This is a genomic window from Microlunatus sp. GCM10028923 (assembly GCF_042666975.1).
Lineage (GTDB): Bacteria > Actinomycetota > Actinomycetes > Propionibacteriales > Propionibacteriaceae > Microlunatus.
In genome coordinates this window covers 112,774-132,708 of the sequence record NZ_JBHTFF010000011.1, presented here as the reverse complement: position 1 = coordinate 132,708, position 19,935 = coordinate 112,774, and the positions used below count along the sequence as shown (strand labels likewise).

At 70.8% G+C, this 19,935-nt stretch carries 20 protein-coding genes; 4 read left to right on the top strand and 16 right to left on the bottom strand.

The features are described from left to right. Positions 1 to 58 precede the first annotated feature (58 nt). From ACFQU4_RS25000 to ACFQU4_RS24970, 7 genes are all read right to left on the bottom strand, one after another. Positions 59 to 1,429: an MFS transporter gene (locus ACFQU4_RS25000; RefSeq protein ID WP_377497196.1), complete on the bottom strand. Its 1,371-nt coding sequence runs from the start codon at positions 1,427 to 1,429 to the stop codon at positions 59 to 61. A 21-nt stretch (positions 1,430 to 1,450) separates the two neighbouring features. Beyond that, the gene (locus tag ACFQU4_RS24995) at positions 1,451 to 3,196 is read right to left on the bottom strand and encodes a hypothetical protein (RefSeq protein WP_377497194.1); all 1,746 of its coding nucleotides are present in this window, start codon (positions 3,194 to 3,196) and stop codon (positions 1,451 to 1,453) included. Further along, positions 3,184 to 5,037: a PQQ-binding-like beta-propeller repeat protein gene (locus ACFQU4_RS24990; RefSeq protein WP_377497192.1), complete on the bottom strand. Its 1,854-nt coding sequence runs from the start codon at positions 5,035 to 5,037 to the stop codon at positions 3,184 to 3,186. Before ACFQU4_RS24990 ends, ACFQU4_RS24995 begins: the two co-directional genes overlap by 13 nt. A 69-nt stretch (positions 5,038 to 5,106) precedes the next feature. Further along, positions 5,107 to 5,649 carry a histidine phosphatase family protein gene (locus ACFQU4_RS24985; protein ID WP_377497190.1) on the bottom strand — a complete coding sequence of 181 codons (543 nt, stop codon included), beginning with the start codon at positions 5,647 to 5,649 and terminating at the stop codon, positions 5,107 to 5,109. 3 nt (positions 5,650 to 5,652) lie between these two features. Beyond that, positions 5,653 to 6,450: a carbon-nitrogen hydrolase family protein gene (locus ACFQU4_RS24980; RefSeq protein ID WP_377497188.1), complete on the bottom strand. Its 798-nt coding sequence runs from the start codon at positions 6,448 to 6,450 to the stop codon at positions 5,653 to 5,655. Further along, positions 6,447 to 7,652, bottom strand: a complete 1,206-nt coding sequence (gene serB / locus ACFQU4_RS24975) for a phosphoserine phosphatase SerB (RefSeq protein WP_377497186.1) — start codon at positions 7,650 to 7,652, stop codon at positions 6,447 to 6,449. The genes ACFQU4_RS24980 and serB overlap by 4 nt, the downstream gene beginning before the upstream one ends. Next, positions 7,649 to 8,380: a pirin family protein gene (locus ACFQU4_RS24970; protein ID WP_377497184.1), complete on the bottom strand. Its 732-nt coding sequence runs from the start codon at positions 8,378 to 8,380 to the stop codon at positions 7,649 to 7,651. Before ACFQU4_RS24970 ends, serB begins: the two co-directional genes overlap by 4 nt. Positions 8,381 to 8,429: 49 nt before the next feature. Between ACFQU4_RS24970 and ACFQU4_RS24965 the strand changes: the two genes are divergently transcribed. Further along, positions 8,430 to 8,792, top strand: coding sequence for an MGMT family protein (locus ACFQU4_RS24965; protein WP_377497182.1), 363 nt, complete (start codon positions 8,430 to 8,432; stop codon positions 8,790 to 8,792). A gap of 218 nt (positions 8,793 to 9,010) precedes the next feature. Next, a complete protein-coding gene (locus ACFQU4_RS24960) occupies positions 9,011 to 9,214 on the top strand; it encodes a cold-shock protein (RefSeq protein WP_377497455.1) in 204 nt (67 codons plus the stop codon). 96 nt (positions 9,215 to 9,310) lie between these two features. Here the strand turns inward: ACFQU4_RS24960 and moeZ are convergent, their stop codons facing one another. Next, the gene (gene moeZ / locus ACFQU4_RS24955) at positions 9,311 to 10,483 is read right to left on the bottom strand and encodes an adenylyltransferase/sulfurtransferase MoeZ (protein ID WP_377497180.1); all 1,173 of its coding nucleotides are present in this window, start codon (positions 10,481 to 10,483) and stop codon (positions 9,311 to 9,313) included. Between the two features lie 175 nt (positions 10,484 to 10,658). On the opposite strand from moeZ, the gene ACFQU4_RS24950 reads away from it, so the two are divergent. Next, positions 10,659 to 11,264, top strand: coding sequence for a TetR/AcrR family transcriptional regulator (locus ACFQU4_RS24950; RefSeq protein WP_377497178.1), 606 nt, complete (start codon positions 10,659 to 10,661; stop codon positions 11,262 to 11,264). Between the two features lie 123 nt (positions 11,265 to 11,387). Here ACFQU4_RS24950 and ACFQU4_RS24945 read toward each other — a convergent pair whose 3' ends face one another. The 4 genes from ACFQU4_RS24945 to ACFQU4_RS24930 form a co-directional block, all read right to left on the bottom strand. Next, positions 11,388 to 12,062: a hypothetical protein gene (locus tag ACFQU4_RS24945; protein ID WP_377497176.1), complete on the bottom strand. Its 675-nt coding sequence runs from the start codon at positions 12,060 to 12,062 to the stop codon at positions 11,388 to 11,390. A gap of 112 nt (positions 12,063 to 12,174) precedes the next feature. Continuing rightward, the gene (locus tag ACFQU4_RS24940) at positions 12,175 to 12,636 is read right to left on the bottom strand and encodes a pyridoxamine 5'-phosphate oxidase family protein (protein WP_377497174.1); all 462 of its coding nucleotides are present in this window, start codon (positions 12,634 to 12,636) and stop codon (positions 12,175 to 12,177) included. Next, complete coding sequence (locus ACFQU4_RS24935; protein ID WP_377497172.1) at positions 12,633 to 13,127, bottom strand: SRPBCC family protein; 495 nt, start codon at positions 13,125 to 13,127, stop codon at positions 12,633 to 12,635. Before ACFQU4_RS24935 ends, ACFQU4_RS24940 begins: the two co-directional genes overlap by 4 nt. A gap of 2 nt (positions 13,128 to 13,129) precedes the next feature. Continuing rightward, positions 13,130 to 13,462 (bottom strand): ArsR/SmtB family transcription factor, encoded by a 333-nt coding sequence (locus ACFQU4_RS24930; RefSeq protein WP_377497170.1) that lies wholly within the window; start codon positions 13,460 to 13,462, stop codon positions 13,130 to 13,132. 62 nt (positions 13,463 to 13,524) lie between these two features. Between ACFQU4_RS24930 and ACFQU4_RS24925 the strand changes: the two genes are divergently transcribed. Beyond that, positions 13,525 to 14,130, top strand: a complete 606-nt coding sequence (locus ACFQU4_RS24925; protein WP_377497167.1) for a DinB family protein — start codon at positions 13,525 to 13,527, stop codon at positions 14,128 to 14,130. A 190-nt stretch (positions 14,131 to 14,320) separates the two neighbouring features. On the opposite strand, the gene ACFQU4_RS24920 is transcribed toward ACFQU4_RS24925, so the two are convergent. The 4 genes from ACFQU4_RS24920 to ACFQU4_RS24905 are packed head-to-tail and all read right to left on the bottom strand — an operon-like array spanning position 14,321 to position 19,930. After that, positions 14,321 to 14,983 (bottom strand): TetR/AcrR family transcriptional regulator, encoded by a 663-nt coding sequence (locus ACFQU4_RS24920; RefSeq protein ID WP_377497165.1) that lies wholly within the window; start codon positions 14,981 to 14,983, stop codon positions 14,321 to 14,323. Next, entirely contained in the window at positions 14,980 to 16,713 is a 1,734-nt protein-coding gene (locus tag ACFQU4_RS24915; protein ID WP_377497163.1) for an ABC transporter ATP-binding protein, read from the bottom strand. Before ACFQU4_RS24915 ends, ACFQU4_RS24920 begins: the two co-directional genes overlap by 4 nt. Next, complete coding sequence (locus ACFQU4_RS24910) at positions 16,710 to 18,464, bottom strand: ABC transporter ATP-binding protein (RefSeq protein ID WP_377497160.1); 1,755 nt, start codon at positions 18,462 to 18,464, stop codon at positions 16,710 to 16,712. Before ACFQU4_RS24910 ends, ACFQU4_RS24915 begins: the two co-directional genes overlap by 4 nt. Further along, positions 18,461 to 19,930, bottom strand: a complete 1,470-nt coding sequence (locus tag ACFQU4_RS24905; protein WP_377497158.1) for an ABC transporter ATP-binding protein — start codon at positions 19,928 to 19,930, stop codon at positions 18,461 to 18,463. The genes ACFQU4_RS24910 and ACFQU4_RS24905 overlap by 4 nt, the downstream gene beginning before the upstream one ends. Between the last annotated feature and the right edge of the window lie 5 nt (positions 19,931 to 19,935).

The window sequence follows — 19,935 nt, the reverse complement described above, 5'->3', positions numbered from 1 at the left end:
CGTCGTCTAACACGTCGACGGTAGTGCACCAGACGCCGCCGACAGTGATGCCACCCCGTCAGTCGGCGGACTCGGGGCGTTGTCGCCGGATCAACAGCGCGAGCAGCAGCACCAGCACCGCGCCGCCGGTCATCAGCAGGCCGAGATGGTGCAGTCCGTCGCTGCTCAGGTCCCGCTCGAAGATCAGGCCGATCATCGCGGTGGCCAGGATGGCGCCGAGGTAGCGGAAGGTCTGGAACAGCCCGCCGGCGGACGCGGTCCGGTCGGCCGGCGCGGCGTCGTACAGGGAAGTCTGCAGGCCGAGGTTGTTGAAGCCGTTCGGGATGCCGAAGGCCAGCGCGATCAGCACGATCAGCCAGATCGGCGAGCCGTCGCCGAGCAGCTGGATCAGCAGCGTCGCGACGAGCAGCACACAGGACCCGAAGATCAACGCCGGCCGCGACCCGGACCGGCCGATCAGCCGTGCCGCCAGCGGTACGGTCGCGATGCCCAGCCCGGCCACCGGCAGCACCAGCAGACCCGCCGTGTCGCTGCCGAAGCCGCGGACCGCCTCGATCCAGAGCGGCAACGAGAAGAACATCGCGTAGAAGGTGAGATTGATCATGCCCTGCTGCGCCAGCACCGAGCTGAGGGCCCGGTTGGTGACCAGCCCCCGGACGTCGAGGAACGGTTCGTCGACCCGGCGCTCCCACAGCACCAGGCCGAGGCCGGCCACGATGATCACCGCGATCAGCCACCAGCGCGGGCCGTTCGCGAAGGACAGGATGAAGGCCAGCAACGAGATCAGCGTCGCGGTGAACAGGCCGATCCCGGGCAGGTCGATCGACACCCGCCGGCCCGGTTCCGGCCCGGTCCTCGGCAGCACCCGCCAGGCCAGCACCAGCCCGATCAGGGTCAGCGGTACGTTCACGACGAAGACGGCCGGCCAGCCGGCCCAGGCGACCAGGAAACCGCCGAGCACCGGGCCGAGCGCGGCGCAGCTGGAGTTGGCCATGCTGATCGCGCCCAGGGCACCGGCCGGGGTACTGCCCTTCGGCGCGGCGGACCGGATCACGGTCAGTGCCGCCGGGTACGCGGCCGAGGTGCCGAACGCCTGCACCACCCGCAGGGCGACCAGCCACCAGAGCCCGGGCGCGAACGGCATCAGGGCCGAGGTCGCCAGCACCAGCGCCAACCCGAACAGGAACAGCCGCCGGGCCCCGAACTGATCGATCAGCCGGCCCATCAGCGGCTGGCCGACGGCGGCCGCGACGTAGAAGCCGGAGACCAGCCAGGTGACCTCGGCGATGGAGGTGTCGAACTCGCGCTGCAGGGTGGCCAGCGCGACCGCGATCATCGACGAGTTGAGCGGGTTCAGGGTGGTGCCGAGGGCCAGAGTTGCCACCAGCCGCGGCGGTACCCCGCCCAGCCGGTCGCGACCCGAAGCCATGACTCGACCCTACGCGGGCGGTCATTCGGCGATCGGCCGGCCGGCCCGGAGCACGCTGACCACCGCAACATAGGCGGCGGCAAGCAGCCCGGTGCCGAACAGCACGTCGCCCAGATCGGCGAAGTCGTCCAGGTCGACGACGTTGGTGAGGGTGCCGACCAGCGCCAGGTAGGCCAGCAGGGTGGTGGCCAGCAACAGATTCGCCATGATCAACAGGACCCGGGTCGGGCGCGGGAACCGGCTGCTGTGCCCGTTGCCCCAGCCGGATCCGGTGAGGAACGTCCAGACCAGCCCGAACAGGACGATCGGGGCGCCGGAGTAGCCGAAGATCACCTCCACCGGGTCGGTGATCACGTCGCGGGCCGACACCAGGGCCGACAGCACCAGCAGTCCGGACAGGGCGAGGGCGCGGACCGGGGTCAGCCGCCGCCGCGCCGCGACCAGCACGATCAGCAGCACGGTGACGCCGGTCGCGACCAGGTTGATCATGGTCAGGTCGAAGGGTACGGCGAGCCGATAGCCGGTCAGCAGCTGCGACAGCTGACCGAAGATCATCACGGCGACACAGCAGAGCAGCAGGCCGCGGGTCGGCCGGCCGCGGCGGGCGAGCAGCAGACCGATACCGACGCAGGCGACGGCGACGGCGAGCCGGACCCCGTCGGTCAGGTCGGCGAGCGGCATCGCATCGGCCCGGGCCTGCCCAGCCATGCCGAGGGGATTCAGCGCGACCAGGGCGCTGATCACGGCGGAGACGACGAGGATCGGCAGCAGCAGGCCGGCCAGGGCGGCCGAGATCGGCAGCCCGACCGCGGACAGCTCGTCCGGCAGGTCGCCGACCGCGATCTCGCCGCGGCCGCGCGCCAGCCGCAGGGTCAGCCAGCCCAGCCCGCCGACCGCTGCGACGACCAGCACGGCCAGGACGACGGCCGGCAGCCCCTGCGCGACCGGGTCGAGGTCGCGCAGTTCGAGGACGGACTGGCCGAGCCGGATCAGCAGCAGCCCGACCAAGATCAGGTACGGCAGCGCACCCCAGGCCCGGCGGTGCGGCTGCCCGGTGAGCGGCGCGGCGAGCCGCTGCACCCGGCCGGTGACCACGATGGTCAGGTTGATCGCGATCTCGGCGACCGCCACGCCGGCCACCATGGCCGCGGGCGTGGCCAGGAACCCGATCGTGGCCAGCGACTGCTGCACCATCGCCGGGGCGAACTCGAAGCCGAACGACTGCGCGTACCGGTTGGCCACCAGCGTGGTCAGCACCAGCGTGCCGATCAACCCGAGCACGACGGGGAACTCCCACCAGCGGAACCGACCACGCCAACGCAGGACGGAGAAGACGATCATGGCCACGGCACAGCCGAGCACGGTCAGCTGGCCGGCGTTGAGGTCGCCGGTGAAGGTGCCGCCCAGGCCCCAGCCGACCATGGCGACGGTGGTGATCAACAGCCCGATGATCTTCAACCACCAGGCGCCGTGCAGACAGGCCGTGTGCACCAGGGCGGCCAGCACCGCGATCAGGAAGATCAGCGCCCAGAACCAGTCCGCCGGAAGCCCGGACACCATCGTCGAGGTCGCCAGCAGTGGGACGGACCGGCGCAGCAGCGGACCGGCCAGCACCAGTACCGCAGCGAGTCCGAACAAGATCAGGAGCAGCGTGACCAGCCAGCGCAGACCGTACGGCCAGCCGGCGGCCCGCAACCGGCCCTCCCGGATCCGGGAGACGACGACGTCCCGCCAGACGGCGGCGCCGAGCCCGGTCAGCCGGCCCATGCCAGGTACTCCCATCCCGCGCCGTGCAACTGGAGTCCCCGCGGCGTGGCCAGGGCGGTCCGGCTGCCGGTCTGCCAGGTCTCCCCGCTGATCGGCCAGCCCGCCAGCTCGGTTCCCTCCGGATCCATGATCATCAGCCGGTCGGCGGTCCAGCCGGCCAGCAGGTCGCCCCAGCCGAGCAGCCCGGTCAGCACCCCGAGCCGGCGCCGGATCGTCCCGTCCGCGTCCATGATCATCGTCGTCTCCCGGGTGGCGACCACCAGCCGATCGGCGACGACGGTGCTCCCGGTCAGCGTGCCCGGAACCGGCAGCCGCCAGGTCCGGGTCCCGCCGGCCAGGTCCCGCGCCTCGATCCGGTCGCTACTCACCGTGATCAAGGTGTCGCCGAGCACCTGGACCGTGCCCGGGCTGCCGGTCGAGTCCCAGTACGGCTCGCCGGTGGCCGGATCGAGCGCGGTCACCGTACCGTCGTCGCCGGTGATGATCACCGATCCCCCTGCCACCACCGGCGCGGTGCCGGTCCGGGCGCCGACGGATCGCCGCCACAACTCGCCGCCGTCCCGGAGCGAGACGGCGATCGCGGTGCCGTCGATCGTGGTCAGCACGACCCGGTCGCCGGCCACGCCGACGGGCGCGCCGGTGATCACCTCGGGCAGGTCCCGGGTCCACAGCCGGAGACCCTGGTCGTTGTAGCCGACCAGCCGGCGCTGGCTGGTCGCCGCGATGATCAGGCCGCGGTAGGCGGCGAGCCCGGTCACCCGGCCGCCGGGATGCAGCCGCAGCACCGACCGCGACGGCGGATCGGAGCCGGCCGTGGTGAGGACGACCAGGTCCTGGCCGGTCTCGCCGATCCGGACCACCCGGCCCGACGCCGTCAGCACCGGCGGTCCGCTCGGGACTCCGGTGACCCGTTCCTCGCCGTACGCCGGCGAGATCGACCGCGGGTCCTGCAGCGACACCCGCCACTGCCGCGGGTCCGGCCAAGCCGGAGCGGGACCGGGGTCGGGCGCCGGCTCCGCGACCGGCGCCGGTCCCGGGCGTACGGTGACCGTCCGGTCGGCCACCGACTCCGCCGACTCCACGATGCCCCGGCCGGGGCACCAGACCCGGCGGACCCGGCGCTCCGCGAGTTCGGCCCCGGACTCGTCGGTGTAGCTGATCCGGCCGGAGGTCTGCAGACAGTCGGCCGGGTGGCCGGGCGCCGGTTCGGCCCGGAAGTCGGACGCGTAGCCGAGGCCGGCGCCGGCGCTGCCGCTGTCCCGCCAGGTCGATCCGGGCCCGGCGCCGGCCGGCAGCTCGGTGAGCCCGGGCCGGTAGACCCGGCCGGGGCCGACCGGGCCCAGCCCGACCAGGCCGTCCTCGCCGACCAGGTCGAGGTCGCCGCCGACCTCGTACACGGACGTGGTCTGGCGCTCCGGCCCCGCCGTCACGGTCGACCGCAGCAGCCGTACCCGGCCCAAGGAGGTCAACGGCTCGGACTCGTCCCGGAGCGCGGCGATCAGGCGGCTGGCGAAGCCGAAGTCGGTGCTGCCGATCATCGCCGGCGCGGGCAGGACGACGGTCTCGACGCTGACCGGTGACCGCTCGGTGTCGCCACCGCCGGTGAGGTCCCGGATCCCGATCATCGCCGTACCGTCCGCCGGCAGGAAGACGGAATCCGCGGGCTCACCGATCCGGTCGGCGACGATGATCAAGGCCGCGACCAACGCCAGGACGAGCCCGGTCACGACCAACGGCCGCAGCGCCCGCCGGCGTCCCCGCTGTTCCGCCGCCAGCCGGTCCCAGTCCTGCACCGGGAACGGCGCCCACCGGCCGGCCCCGTCCTCGGTCCCCCAGGTCACTCACCCATCGTGCCCTGTCAGTAGCCGACCGCGGGGCAGGTTGGCGCAGCCCGGCCCGGGTCGCGGAAGTCAGGGGATGACGTGCTTCCAGCCCGGTTGCCAGCGGAACGGAGCCGTGGCCAGTTCCTCCAGGGTGAGCGACTCGGTCCGGCGGCGCAGGGCCCAGCGGGTCGCGATGTGGCCCACCATGACGACGGTGCCGCCGGGGAAGAGATCGCGCAGATCGTCCACGGCCCGGTCGACCCGGTCCAGGGCGGCCAGCCAGCTCTCCCCGCCGGGGTACGGATTGCGCAGGAAGCGGCCGATGGCCGGCCCGTGCACCTGCTCCTTCGGCGCGCCGCCGAGCAGCCCGTAATGGCACTCGCGCAGCCGCCAGTCGTAGAAGACCGGCACGTCGAGGGCGGCGCAGCCGAGCGCGACGGTCTGCCGGACCCGGGCCAGGTCGGAGCCGACGACGGCGTCCGGGGCACGGTCCCGGATCCGCTCCCCCAGTTCGCCGGCCTGGCGCCGGCCCAGCTCGGACAGCTCGCCGGGCAGCCAGCCGGTGGCCCGGCCGGCCTCGTTGTCGGTCGTCGTCGCATGGGTCTCGAACAGGACCGTCAGTGCTGCCACCGGTCAGCCCAGCCGACGGTTGGCCAGCACCGGCAGTTGCTCCCGGACCGGGCCGATCGTGTCCGGGTCGAGGTCGGCGATCAGCAGTTCCGGACCGATCCCGGCCTCGGCGATCACCGCGCCGTCGGGCCCGACGACCAGGCTGCCGCCGACGCCGGTCGGTGCGGTGCCGACGGGCTCGATCCCGACCGTGCTCGGATCGGCCTGCCCGCAGGCCGCGACGAAGGTCGTCGAGTCCAGCGCGCGGGCCCGGACCAGCAGCCGCCACTGGTCGAGCTTGCCGGGGCCGGCACCCCAGGAGGCCGGCACCATGATCAACTGGGCGCCGCGGTCGGCCAGCCGGGTGAACAACTCGGGGAACCGGAGGTCGTAACAGACCGCGAGGCCGATCCGCAGCCCGGCGGCCTCGGTCACCACCAGGTCCTCGCCCGGGGCGACGGTCCGCGACTCGGTGAAGCCGAACGCGTCGAACAGGTGCACCTTGTCGTAGCGGGCGTCGCCGTCCGGTCCGGTGATCAACAGCGTGTTGGTCACCCGCCCGTCGCCGGCCGGGGTGAACATCCCGGCCGCCACGGTGATCCCGGCCTCGCGGGCGATCTCCCGGACCCGGGTCGCCCACGGTCCGTCCAGCGGCTCGGCGACCTCGGCCAGCGACCGGCCGAAGCACCGCATCGTCGCCTCCGGGAAGATCACCAGGCCGGCTCCGGCGGCGGCCGCCGCCGCCGTCTGCTCGGCCACCAGGTCGAGGTTCCGGGCGGGGTCGGGCCCGCTGACGATCTGGGCCAGGGCGATCCGCGTCACGCCGGCGATCCTAGTATCGACACCACGTCGTCGCGCCGGATCCCCAGCATGAACAGGATCGCATCCAGGTGTGGTACGGACACGGTCGCGTCGGCCTGCTCCCGGACCACCGGCTTGGCGTTGAACGCGATCCCGAGGCCGGCCGCGGCCAGCATGTCGAGATCGTTCGCGCCGTCGCCGACCGCGACCGTCTGGGAGGTGGGTACGCCTTCCAGCTCGGCGATCCGGGCCAGCAGCCGCGCCTTCTCCGGCCGGTCGACGATCGGGCCGAGCAGCTCGCCGGTGATCACACCGTCGCTGATCTCCAGCGTGTTCGCGAACGCGTGATCAAGCCCGAGCTCGGCCTTCAGGCCGTCGGTGAACTGGGTGAAGCCGCCACTCACCACGGCCACCGCGTAGCCCAGCCGGTGCAGCGTCGTGACGAACGTCCGGGCGCCCGGGGTCAGCGTGATCCGGGCCCGGGCCCGCTCGATCGCGGCCAGGTCCAGCCCCTTGAGCAACCGCACCCGGGCCCGCAGCGACTGCTCGAAGTCGAGCTCGCCGGCCATCGCCCGGTTGGTGATCTCGGTGACCTGATCACCGCAGCCGGCCTCGTCGGCGAGCAACTCGATCACCTCGTTGGTGATCAAGGTCGAGTCGACGTCGAGCACCACCAGCCGCTTGGCCCGGCGCTCCAGCCCGTCCGCCTGGACGGCGAGGTCGACCCCGGTGCGCTGGGCCACGCCGACCAGGTGCCGGCGCAGTTCCTCCGGCCGCTCGGTGATCACCACGAGTTCGTACGCGATCACGGGCTCGGTCGCCAGCCGGAAGATCCGGTCGATCGTGCCGTCGTGCTCGGCGACGGCGTCGGCGACCTCGGCCAGGCTGTCCGGGCCGACCCGGGAGCCGAGCACCGTGATCACGTGCCGGCGCCGCCCGGCCCGGGCCGAACGGGCCTCGACCCGTTCGAAGTCGATCTTGAGGTCGCGGGTGAAGGCCCAGTAGAGGACGTCCTTGATCACCCGGTCCGCTGCGCTGTCCAGCCGGACCAGCACGTCCAGGGTGAGCCGCTCCCGGACCACCAGCTGTTCCATGTCGTCCACCTCGGCGCCGGCCTCGGCCAGCAGCCGGAGCAGGTCCCGGGTCAGCCCCGGCCGGTCCCGCCCGGTGACCCGGATCAGCAGCGGCGGTTCCGGCGTCGGCGTGGTCGTCGGGCCGGTCATGCGGCCAGCTCCCAGACCAGGAGTTCGGCATCCTCGACGCCGGTCACCCGCAGCCCGCCGTGCCCGCGCAGCCGTACCGCATCGCCGGCCGTGAGCCGTCCCGCCGACTCCAGGTCGACCACGCCGTCCACCACGCTGACGTGCAGCAGCGGCCCCTCCGGCAGGGTCCGGCTGATCCCGGCCGCGGCCCGTACCGCCCAGAGCGTCGAGCCGGCCGAGCCGATCGTGATCACCGCGTCCGGGTGGCTGCCGGACGCCACCGGCACCCAGCCCGCGTCCAGGTCGGCCAGGTCCAGCTCGCGCTGCTGGTAGGAGGGCTCGGTGCCGGACTCGTCCGGCCTGACCCACATCTGCCAGAAGTGGACCGGCGTCTCCGGCTGCTCGGTGTCGATCCGGTACGCGTCGTTGCGCTCGGAGTGGACGATGCCGGAGCCGGCGCTCATCCGCTGCGCCAGCCCGCGATGCACCACCCCCGAGTTGCCGCGGGAGTCGGTGTGCACGAGCGAGCCGGACAGCACCCAGGTGACGATCTCGGAGTCCAGATGCGGGTGCGGGTCGTAGCCGGTGCCCGAGGCGACGAGGTCCTCGTTGATCACCAGCAGTGCGCCGAAGCCGACGTTGTCGGGGTCGTAGTGCGCGCCGAAGGAGAACGAGTGCCGGGTCGTCGCCCAGTCGGTCCTGGTGACGAACCGTTCAGTCCCACGGCGCAGGTCGATCCTGGTATCCACATCCGCCAGTATTCCGGTCGCCGTCCCGGGGCGAGGCTAGGGTCGTTCGGTGGACAGCAGCAGGGCGAGCGGCCGTATCGTGGACGAGGAGTTCATCGAACTCGTCCTCAGCGCCGTCGAAGCGATCCCGGCCGGCCGGGTGGCCAGCTACGGAGACATCGCCGAACTGATCGGCCGCGGCGGGCCGCGCCAGGTCGGCTGGGTGATGTCGCACCACGGCGCCGCGGTCCCGTGGTGGCGAGTGGTCCGGGCGGACGGCAGGCCCGCGGACGGCCACGAGACCCGGGCGTTGCGCGAGCTCCTCGCGGAGGGCGTACCACTGCGCGGCGAGCGGGTCCGGATGGCCGAGGCCCGGATGTCCGAAGATCAACTCGGGCCCTGGCGGGACGCCGCGTTCGCCCCGTTGGCCTGACCGTTCCGCGGACCGGATCGGGTGCGACGCGCGGGTGCCGAAGGGGTTCACATGCCGCCGGATCCTGTGCAAGGCTATTGCCGCTGTTGCAAGTGGTCTGTGTCGTGGTTCGCACTACGCCCCCAGAACTATTGCGGTGGGCGTTGGATCTCTCTGGCGTCCGAACAGCAATCGGAGCCGTGAGGTGCGGCTGCGAAGTCAGATGCTAGGAGATGTTCATGGCGCAGGGAACCGTCAAGTGGTTCAATGCCGAAAAGGGCTACGGATTCATTGCTGTTGACGGCGGCGGTCCGGATGTATTCGTGCACTACAGTGCAATTGAATCCACCGGCTTCCGGACCCTCGATGAGGGGCAGCGGGTCGAGTTCGAGACCACGCAGGGGCCGAAGGGCCCGCAGGCCGATCGGGTCCACCCGGTCTGATCACCCGTTGTTGTTGATCTAGGAAACCAGATCAAAGAAACCCCCCGTACGGTGACCGTACGGGGGGTTCTTTTTGGTGAGGCTGTCGAAGCTTGATCAGTACGCCGGCTGCGCCGGATCGATCTGGCTGACCCAGGCGCTCACGCCGCCGCCGACGTGCACCGCGTCGGCCAGGCCCGCACCGTGCACGATCGCCAGGCACTCGGCGGACCGGGTGCCGGCCTTGCAGTAGAGCACGACCTGCTTGTCCTGCGGCAGCTTGCCCAGCGCGGAACCGTTCTGGAAGTCACCCTTGGGGATCAGCACCGAGCCGGGGATCTTGTTGATCTCCCGCTCCACCGCCTCCCGGACGTCGATCAGCTCGAAGTCACGCTTGCCGGACTCGCGATCGGCCAGCCACTCCTCCAACTGCTTCACGGTGATCGTGTTGCCCGCCGCTGCGTCGGCCGCCTCGTCGGTGATCGCGCCGCAGAAGTCGTCGTAGTCGATCAAGCCGGTGATCGGCTCGCCGTTCGGGTCCTTGCGCAGCTTGAGCGTCTTGTAGCTCATCTCCAGCGCGTCGTAGACCATCAGCCGACCGATCAACGGGTCGCCGATGCCGGTGATCAACTTGATCGCCTCGGTGACCATGATCGAACCGATCGACGCGCAGAGGACGCCGAGCACGCCACCCTCGGCGCAGGACGGCACCATCCCCGGCGGCGGCGGCGCGGGATAGAGATCACGGTATTGCGGACCATGATCAGCCCAGAACACGCTGACCTGGCCTTCGAACCGGAAGATCGATCCCCACACGTACGGCTTGTGCGAAAGCACCGCCGCGTCATTGACCAGATAGCGGGTCGCGAAATTGTCGGTGCCGTCGACGATCAGGTCATAATCGGCGAAGATCTCCAGCACATTGTCGTTGTCCAACCGGGTGTCGTGGACGATCACGTTCACCAGCGGATTGACCTCGGCGATCGACTCCTTGGCCGACAATGCCTTCGACTTCCCGATGTCGGACTGGCCGTGGATGATCTGCCGCTGCAGATTCGATTCGTCCACGGTGTCGAATTCGACGACGCCGAGCGTTCCGACCCCGGCCGCGGCCAGATAGAGCAGCGCCGGGCTGCCCAGCCCGCCGGCTCCGATGACCAGCACCTTGGCGTTCTTCAGCCGCTTCTGACCGTCCATCCCGACGTCGGGAATGATCAGGTGCCGGCTGTATCGGCGTACTTCCTCGGTGGTCAGATCGGCGGCCGGTTCGACCAGCGGCGGTAGGGCCACGATTCCTCCTGGATCGACTGCGGTTGAGCATCCTGCACGGTGGGCGGAGTCCAACCTACGACGGCCCGACCGGGCATCCGGCGCAACGCCGTAGGGTGGACACCTATTCCGGGATCCGGACCATGCGTGTCCTGAGCCCGTCGAAGACTGGCTACTCACCGGTAACATGTCCGCCATGGCCAGCTCCCGCGTCCTCCGCCTCCCCCGCGACCAACGGCGGGCGCAGCTGCTGCAGGCCGCGATCGACGTGTTCACCGCGAAGGGCTACCACGCCGCCGCGATGGACGACATCGCCGACGCGGCGGGCGTCTCCAAGCCCGTGCTCTACCAGCACTTCGGTTCCAAGCTCGACCTCTATCTCGCCGTCCTGGACGCCAGCTGTGACCGGCTGACCAACGAGGTCGAGCAGGCACTGGCCTCGACCGAGGACAACGCGGAACGGGTCAGCGCCACCATGGACGCCTACTTCGACTACGTCGCCCGGGCCACCGGCGAGTTCCGGTTCGTCTTCGAGTCCGACCTGACCGACGACCGGGTCCAGGACCGGATCAACGCCGCCCAGGAGGAGATCGCCGACGCGGTCGCCGAGGTGATCGCCGAGGACACCGGGCTCTCCGGCAGCCAGGCAAAGCTGCTCGCGATCTCGCTCGTCGGACTGGCCCAGGTGAGCGCCCGCTACTGGCTCAACGCGGGCCCGGAGCGGCTCGAACTGTCCGAGGCGAAACAGCTCGCCAGCACCCTGGCCTGGCGCGGCATCGCCGGCTTCCCGCGGACCGGCTAGGGACCCCGCGGCCGGTGGTGGAAATGCACCCCGGAAACCCTTGCAGGGAAAGAAAATAGCCCCGGCCGTGTGATCTGTCGCGAGGACTACAGGGACGGTTCCGGGGCGTTCGCCGCGGCGATCCTAACAGGCTTCGGCCCCTGGGCGCGAGGCGAGCACCGAAGGCACCTCGGTCCGGTCCAGGACCCACCGCTCCAGCTGCGGATCCAGATAGCGGGCCAGCGTGATCAACTCGGCGTGCCGGCGTTCGGCCGGCAGGTCGAGCAGCTGGTGGTGGTGCCCGATCCGGTTCCGCAGTTCCCGCAGCGAGGTGACCAGGTCGCCGATCGTGTCCTGCCGCCGGTCCGGCGCGCCGGGGAACGCCGCCGCGAGGTCCGGCCAGAGGAACATCTGCCGCCGCGAGACCAGTTGGTGCCAGAGCCCGAGCTCGGTCTCGGAGATGATCTGGTCCGGCGTGACCGGCTTCCGGCGCCGCTGGACGGTCTCCCGGGCGCGATGGATGTCGAGGTACGGCTGAGCGTGCCGCCCGCCCGGCAGCCGGGTTTTGCCCAGCTCGCGGGTCGGATCGTCCAGCCAGTGCCCGGGCCGTTCCCGCCGCTCGTGCCGCTGCTGCATCCGGTCGTCGAGGGCGTTCCGCAGGGCCACCTCGACGTGCCCGAGGTCGACCCAGAGCGCGGCCGCCAGCCGGGAGTTCCAGTGATAGAGGGCCCCGGCCAGCGCGGCATCGCCGTGACCGGCCGTCAGGTACGCCTCCAGTCGCGCCGACCCGAAATGGCGGCGGTAGAACGATTCGGACACGGCGACTCCGGCATGTCGTGGCTGCGGGCGACGCGGGCCGGACCGCCGACCCACACCCCACCAGCATGCCGGACCCGCCTCCCCGCGCCGGATCCAGGTGCCGGACCGCGGGTCAGCGCACCCAGACCCCGTCGCGCATCACGGTCCGGTTCGTGAACTCGTGGAAGCCGTTCCAGACCTGGGCCCGCCGGGGCCGGAAGCGAAGGTAGACCAGGCCCGGCATCGCGCGGGGGTCGTGCGACACCCGGGCGAACGCCTCGGCCAGGTCCGGCTCCAGGTCGCCCGCCGGAACCAGCGCCACCGTGCCGTCGATCATGGTCACGTCGTCGTGGTCCCCGATCGCAACCCGGGCCGCCGGCCGGTCCCGGAGGTTGGCCACGGTCGGACTGGGATCGAAGGTGGCCATGATCAACTCGGTGCCGCCCCAGACGTAGTTGACCGGGATCAGGTGCGGCCCCGCCGGGCCGCCGGTCGCCAACCACACCTCGTGCCGCTCGCGCAGCTGGGCCTGCGCATGCTCCCGGCGTTGGCTGGTCGTTCGGGGCACCGGCGGGGCGGACGAGGTCTGGGTCATCCGCGCGCTCCGGCGCCGGCCAGCTCGGTGAAGCGGCGCAGGTAGAGCGGCCAGCCGGCCGGGCCGGCGACCCCGTCCCGCTCGCTGGTCCAGCCGTCGCCGTGCCGGTCCAGGTGGCGGTGTTCCAGGACGACCCGGGTCTGCGACTCGCCCTCGCCGACGAAGCTGACCTCGACCTCGCTGCACCGGGCCGGGTCGGTCTCGATCTCCCAGCGCGGCGTGATGTCCCAGCTGATCACGAACCGGGCCGGCGGCTCGAAGACCAGCACCCGCGCCCAGCGGCAGGTCGAGCCGTCCTCGCCGCGGTCGTACACGGCACCGCCGGCCTGCAGTTCGAAGACGGTCTCGGCGATCGGCACGCCGAGCAGGTTGTGCTCACGCGGTTTGATCTTGTCGAACTGCTCGGTGAAGAGCGCGAACGCGCGGTCCCGAGAGAGGTCGACGACGACCTCCTGGCGGACCGCGGTGTCGGTGGAGATGCTGCTGCTCATGATCAAGTTCCCTTCTGCGATGTGGAGCGCGCCTCGGCGTCGGCCAGGCGCTTGAAGTTGGCCAGGGCACCGGACCAGAACCGGTCCAGGTCGGCGCGGAGCTGCCGCAGGCCGTCCGGCCTGACCTGATAGATCCGCCGGGTGCCTTCGGGACGGACGTCCACCAGGTCCGCCGCGAGCAGCACCTTCAGATGCTGCGACACGGCGGGCCGGCTGATCGGCAACTCCCGGGCGAGTTCGGCCACCGACAGGGGTTGCTCGGTCAGCCGTTCGAAGACGCGCCGCCGACTCGGATCGCCGAGAGCGGTCCAGCCGTCGATTTGGTAAGCCGCCACGAACGGTAAGTTATCACTTACCAATAGCTGTGGGAAGAGGTGCCGGCGGCAGACTTGGCGCGGTGAGCGAGGACGACGACCTGCACTTCTATCTCCAGGCGGCCCGCGAGGCCCTGCTGTGGAAGCTCGACGGGCTGCCGGAGTACGTGGTCCGCCGGCCCCTAACCCCCACCGGTACGAACCTGCTGGGCCTGGTCAAGCACGCGACCTACGTCGAGTCCGGCTACCTCGGCGACACCTTCGGCTACCCGTCCGGCCTCCGGCTGCCCTGGCTGGGCGGGGTCGAACCCGGCTCGGAGTTCTGGGCCACGGCCGACGAGTCACGGACCATGATCATCGACGGCTACCGGCAGGCCTGGACGCGATCGGACGCGGCGATCGCCGAGCTGACCTGGGACGCCGTCGGACACGTGCCCTGGTGGCCCGACGGCGACGACACGATCAGCCTCCACCACGCGGTCGTCCGGGTGCTCGCCGACACCCAGCGGCACGCCGGGCACGCCGACATCCTGCGCGAATCCATCGACGGCGCGGTCGGCATGAACGAGGACAACGCCAGCCTGCCGAGCCAGGACCCGGCCTGGTGGCTGGACCGCCGGACCAGGATCGAGGAGGCCGCGAACGCCGCGGACCGACTCAGCCGGTCACTCGACCAGCCGGGCTGGTGACGACGCGCCACCAGTGACGCATGCCGACCGCGAGTGGCACAGAATTGCATTTTGCGACGTTCACGGGGCCTGATTTCGGGGGTTGGCGGGCCGCGAACTGCAATCCCGTGCCACCCGCGGATCAGGCGGCTCCACCGAAGTCAGCCGCCCGGCCAACACCGATCCTGGTGCGCGCAAGGGTCGGTTGCGGTCAGCTTGTCGGGTTGGCGCGGCGATGTTCGATGCCGTCCAGGGCGAGGTCGAGCTTTTGGGTGTACCAGTCGAAGGGCGGAGTGCGGATCGCGTCCTGCATGGCGGCGCGGGCCGCGTTTCGGTGCGGCGGGTCGGTGTCCCTGGGTGCCCAGAGTTGGGCCAGGGCATCCAGGGTTGACGGTGTCTGGAGGAGGCCGTGGATCATTTCGACGCCGCGCCGGTGGTCGATCGTGAGGTCGATCACGAGGTCGACGGCGAGAACGGCGTCGGCCGCGTTGAATCCCTTCTCGATCAGGGCGGCGGAGATGTCGTCGATCCGGTTCATCATTTCGGCCGGCATCAGGCCACGGGAGAGCGCGGTGACCACGCCGGGATGGTCGGCCAGCACGTTCCAGAAGGCGATGGACTGCTCGCGGAGGAGCTCTCGCCAGGCGCCGGTGAGGTGTGGCCATGAGGTTGTGGTGATGACGTGGTTCCAGGCGAGGGCGAGCAGGTCCGCGCGGCTCGGCGTGTAGCGGTACAGAGTCATGGTCGACACGGCGAGGCGCCGGGCAACGATCGGAACCGTGGCTCCGGCGATGCCCTCCGCCAGGACCGCATCGATGATGTCCTGCTCGGTGAGCTTGCGCGGGCGCCCCGTACCCCGTACGCCGGAGGTCATGGGTCGATGAGCCGCCAGGTGCGCGCGGCGGTGAGTGCCCGCCAATGGGCGGCGTAGCGCTGATTCATCGCGAGCAGTTCCGGATGCGTTCCTCGTTCAACGATGGCTCCCTCCTCAAGGAACAGAATTTCGTCAGCCGCGGCGATCGTCGAGAGTTGGTGGGCGATCACGATGATCGTCCTTTCGTGCTGGAGCGTACCGATTGCAGCGGTGATCGCCTGCTGCTGTTCGGCATCAAGGGAGGCGGTGGCCTCATCGAGCAGCAGGATGGGCGCGTCCTTGAGGAGTGCCCGCGCGATCGCGACGCGTTGCTTTTCGCCGCCCGAGAGACGTGCCCCACCCTCCCCGACCTGGCTGTGCCAGCCGTCGGGAAGCGCGGCGATGACCTCGGCCAGGCCGGAATGGGCGGCGACGCGGTCGAGGTGGGCGTCGTCGGCGTCCGGGCGGGCGAGCCGGACGTTGTCGGCCAGCGTTCCGGAGAACAGGTAGGTGTCCTGGAAGACCGGTGCCACCAGCTGCCGTAGATTCTCGGCACCCAGCTCGGTGAGCGGTGTGCCGCCGATCCGTACCTGCCCGCGCTGCGGGTCGAAGAAGCGCGCGGCCAGGCGTACCAGAGTGCTCTTGCCGGAGCCGGAGGGACCGACGACGGCGGTGGTGGTGCCCTGCGGGACGGTGAAGCTGAGGTCGTGCAGAACGAGGTCACTGCCGTAGCCGAAGCTGACCCGATCAAAATCGACGGTCAGGCCGTCGGACGGGCGGGGTATGGCCGGCTCGGCCAGGGGCCTGGCGTCGAGGACGGAGTCGACGGCGTCCATCTGCGCGCCGGCGACCCGGATCACGGTGGCGTGGGCGGCGACCTCACCCAGTGGAGTGATCAACAGGCTGATGATCGGCAGGGCCGCCAGCAAGGTCGCCAGGTCCGCCGGATCGGTGACTCCGGCGGCGAAGGCGACCACCGTGCTGAGCAGGCCGAGCAGCAGGATTCGTACGATCACGCCGTTGAGGATGGCCGGCGGGATGACGAGCCAGAGTTGTCGTCGTTCGGCGCGGGCCTGGTCGTGGAGGGACTGGTCGAACCGCTCGGCGGCCACGCCGTCCTGACCGTAGCTGCGTAGCACGGGTTGGGCCTGGGCAAACTCGACCATGCGATCGCTTGCCTCGGCGGTAGCCCGGTTGACGGCGGCATCGGCGCGGCGGCCGAGACGGCCGCAGAACCAGTAGACGCCGAGGAGTGCGGGCACGGCGGCCAGGGCGATCGTCCCGATCCGGTGGTCGACGGCGGTGAGGGCGGCGATGAGCACGAGCGGGATGAGGATCGATTTGATCAGTGCGGTCAGTTGCCGGACCGGGAGGGCGAGGATGTCCATGACGCCTTTGCTCAGGGTCAGCCCGAGCGTGCTGGTCCGGGCCGGGGTGAACCAGCCGAGTGGCAACGTCGCGACGTGGTCGCCGATCCGGAACCGGAGGGTGCCCAGGATCTGCCCGCCGACGTTGAAGCCTCGCCGGACGGCTGCGTACTCGACCCGCCAGGAGGTCACCGCCAGTACGGCGAACCCCGCCAACAACCACGCCGCGGCGGTCAGCTGCCCGCTCAGCAGGCCGTGCAGGATCGGAACCGTCAGAGCCAGCGCTGCACCCTGCAGGATGCAGGAGGCCACCGTCCAGCGCAGGTAGCGAGGGAGGAGTCCCTCGTGATCGGGGCCGAGGTAGCCGGCGAGACGGCGGATCATCGTGGGATTCCTTCGGTCGTGTGCTGTGCGTGCCATAGGCGGTGATAGCTGCCGCCCCGCTCGAGGAGCTCGTCGTGGGTGCCGCCCTCGACCACCCGGCCGTCGTCGAGGACCAGGATCTTGTCGGCGGCGCGGATGGTGTCGAGCCGATGCGCGATGACGATCACGGTGCGCGATCGATGACTGACCAGAGCGGAGAGCGCGGTTTGGATGGCGTGCTCGGATTCGGCGTCGGCGGCCGAGGTGGCCTCGTCGAGGATGAGGACCTCGGGGTCGAGCAGGAAGGCGCGGGCGATGGACAGGCGTTGCGCCTCGCCGCCGGAGAAGGCGGCGTCCTCCCCGAGCACGGAGTCGTAGCCGCGCGGGAGCCGGAGGATGCGATGGTGGATGTTCGCGGCCCTCGCCGCGCGCTCGATCTCGGTGCGGGGCGCGTCGGGGCGGGCCATGGCGATGTTGTCCGCGACGCTCATCCGCAGCAGCCGGACGTCTTGGAACACCGATCCGACGGTACGAAAGAGGTCGGTCGCTGCGACCTGGTCCAGGGGTACGCCGCCGAGCCGCACCTCGCCCGAAGTGGGGTCGGCATAACGCAGCAGGAGCCGGGCCAGAGTGGTCTTTCCGGACCCGGAAGCGCCGACGATCGCGGTCACGCTGCCCGGCTCGAAGGCCGCGGTGACGTCGCGGACGACCAGCCGTCCCGGTTCGTAGCCGAAGCTGACCTGATCGATCTCGATCCGCGACCCGTCGGGCGCTCGCGGAACGGATGGTTCGGGCAGCCGCTGGAGGTCGAGCAGGGCGTTCAAGCGACTCGCGGACGCTCGGCCCAGGTGGAGGGCGAGCACGTTCGCGGTGAGCAGCGCGATCGGTCCGCCCACGCCAAGACCCACCAGGGCGAACGGCACGACGTCGATCGGCTGCAGCCAGCCGAGCTGGACGAAGACGGTGCCGGACACCAGCGTCAACATCAGCAGCGCAAGCGGTGCGACCATCTGATGGGCGATGGTCTCCGGAGCGACCAGCGGACGCGTCCAGCCGAGGAAGAAGGTGGTGAACCGCTCGACCGCTGCCCGGTAGGCGGCCGTGGCGCGGCCGGCCAGCCCGAAGGTCTTGACCACCGGTATGCCGTCGATGAACTCCACGACGGCGCTGTTGATGTCGGCCAGCCGCTTCCCGTACTCGTCCATCCGTAAGCCGGACTGGGCGAGCATGCGCCCGTAGACCAGCACGAAGATCGGCACCGGGATCAGCAGGATCAGCGCGAGCCGCCAGTCGACGACGAACAGGTAGCCGTACGCGACCAGCGGCGTCGTGATCGCCCCGGCGAGCTCGTTGGAGGAGTGCGCGACCAGATGGTGCAGGGCCGTGACATCGTCCTGCATCCCCTGCTTCACCTGGCCGGCCGAGGTGTCGGTGAACCAGCCCAGCGGCGCGCCGCGCAGCCGTGCCGCCAGACGCCGGCGCAGCTCCAGGGTCAGCGCGTTGTCCGCCAGGTGCGCCACCAGGTCCGCGGCCCCTTTCAACATCAATCCCGCGCTGAGCATCAGTACGCCGGTGATCATGATCGACCAGATCGCCGGATCGTCCGGGTCCGCCAGCAGCCGGCGGGCGATGATGCTCCCGGTGATCAGCGGAGACAACACCAGCGCCGAGGCAGCGACCTGCAACAGCATCGCGATCACCAGCCGACCGCGGATCGGATGCAGCAAGATCAGCATCGGATTCGGTGGCCGCTGGGTCCTTGTGAAGATCATGAAGTGTGGCTCCTCTCGCGGATTCCGACAAGGTTCTCGAGGTGCTGGTCGCGGACCGGTAAGAGTCCTCGGTCACGCAGCTCCAGCACTCGCGTGGCGACCCGGCCGAGGGTGCGCCACTGGTGGCTGATCAAGATCACCGCGGCACCCTTCGCCCGCACCTCGTCGAGCAGGTCGAGCGCTGAGACGGCGATCACGGGGTCGAGGGCGCTGGTGGGTTCGTCGCAGACCAGAAGGTCCGGCGCACCGGCGAGCGCGCGGGCGACCGCAACCCGTTGCCGCTGCCCGCCCGACAGCGCGCCGGGTCGGCGGGCGGCAAGCCGGCGATCGAGACCAACCGTCTCCAGCAGTTCGGAGACGCTGCGCCGCCGAGCCTCGAGGGCGCGACGACGGGCCCGGCCGAGGATCGTGCCGACGGTGTGCGCCGGGTTCAGAGCCGTGGCAGGGTCCTGCGGTACAAATCCGATCCGACCCGGTCGGCCCGGGATCGAACCGTGAACGACGGTGCTGCCGGCCTGCGGCGGGATGAGCCCGACGATGGTACGGGCGAGCGTGGTCTTGCCCGCACCCGAAGCGCCGACGATGGCCAGGCACTCACCGGCAGCAACCGTCATCGTTGCGGCGTCCAGCACCGGCGACCCGCCGGGGGGTGCCACGGCAAGATCGGTGACCGACAACACGATCCGGTCCCGACCGGAATCAAGGGTCCGCAGCGGGATCGGGCGGAGCGCTTCAACCAGGTCGACCGCGGTCCGGCTGCGCGGGACGGCCAGGGTCTCGGTCGTCGATCCGGCCTCGACGATCCGGCCGGAGTCCAGCACGACCAGCCGGTCCGTCACCTCGATCATCGCCTCCAGGTCATGGCTGATCACGAGCAGCGTCAGCGAACGCTGCCGTCGGATGGCGGCGAGTTCACCGAGCACCGCTGCGCGGCTCACCTCGTCCAAACCGGCCAGCGGTTCGTCGAGGATCAGCACCGCCGGATCACGTACCAGCGCACGCGCGAGAGCGACTCGTCGACGTTGCCCGCCGGAGATCTCGTGCGGATGCCGGCGCAGGAAATCACGCTCGGCGGGCAGGCCGACCGCCGCGAGTGCATCCCGGACCTCGCGGCCGGTACGGCTCCGATGCCCCAGCGGCTCGGAGACCAGTGCCGAAATCGACATGGTGGGCGTCAACGCGGAAGCCGGGTCCTGGCCCAGCCAGGCGATCTGTGACCGCCGGAACAGGCGTCGGGCTCGGGGTCGCATGCCCAGCGGATCCAGTCCTGCCACCGACACGTTCCCGGCGATCTGACGCAGCCCGGGCCGTACTTCGCCGAGCAGACTCAGTGCCAGCGTCGTCTTGCCCGAGCCGGAGGGTCCGAGGACACCGAGCCCGGTCCCCCGCTGGACACTGACGTCAACGCCGTCCAGCACGCGATGGCCGGTTCGATCCGCGATGGTGAGAGCTTCGACGCGGATCATCGGAT

Excerpts from the sequence above, each read along its gene's own strand:
- serB (WP_377497186.1), bottom strand. The coding sequence starts at position 7,652 with ATGACCGGCCCGACGACCACGCCGACGCCGGAACCGCCGCTGCTGATC.
- ACFQU4_RS24910 (WP_377497160.1), bottom strand. The coding sequence starts at position 18,464 with ATGATCTTCACAAGGACCCAGCGGCCACCGAATCCGATGCTGATCTTG.
- ACFQU4_RS24960 (WP_377497455.1), top strand. The coding sequence starts at position 9,011 with ATGGCGCAGGGAACCGTCAAGTGGTTCAATGCCGAAAAGGGCTACGGA.
- ACFQU4_RS24920 (WP_377497165.1), bottom strand. The coding sequence starts at position 14,983 with ATGACCTCCGGCGTACGGGGTACGGGGCGCCCGCGCAAGCTCACCGAG.
- ACFQU4_RS24905 (WP_377497158.1), bottom strand. The coding sequence starts at position 19,930 with ATGATCCGCGTCGAAGCTCTCACCATCGCGGATCGAACCGGCCATCGC.
- ACFQU4_RS25000 (WP_377497196.1), bottom strand. The coding sequence starts at position 1,429 with ATGGCTTCGGGTCGCGACCGGCTGGGCGGGGTACCGCCGCGGCTGGTG.
- ACFQU4_RS24995 (WP_377497194.1), bottom strand. The coding sequence starts at position 3,196 with ATGGGCCGGCTGACCGGGCTCGGCGCCGCCGTCTGGCGGGACGTCGTC.
- ACFQU4_RS24940 (WP_377497174.1), bottom strand. The coding sequence starts at position 12,636 with ATGACCCAGACCTCGTCCGCCCCGCCGGTGCCCCGAACGACCAGCCAA.
- ACFQU4_RS24935 (WP_377497172.1), bottom strand. The coding sequence starts at position 13,127 with ATGAGCAGCAGCATCTCCACCGACACCGCGGTCCGCCAGGAGGTCGTC.
- ACFQU4_RS24915 (WP_377497163.1), bottom strand. The coding sequence starts at position 16,713 with ATGATCCGCCGTCTCGCCGGCTACCTCGGCCCCGATCACGAGGGACTC.
- ACFQU4_RS24950 (WP_377497178.1), top strand. The coding sequence starts at position 10,659 with ATGGCCAGCTCCCGCGTCCTCCGCCTCCCCCGCGACCAACGGCGGGCG.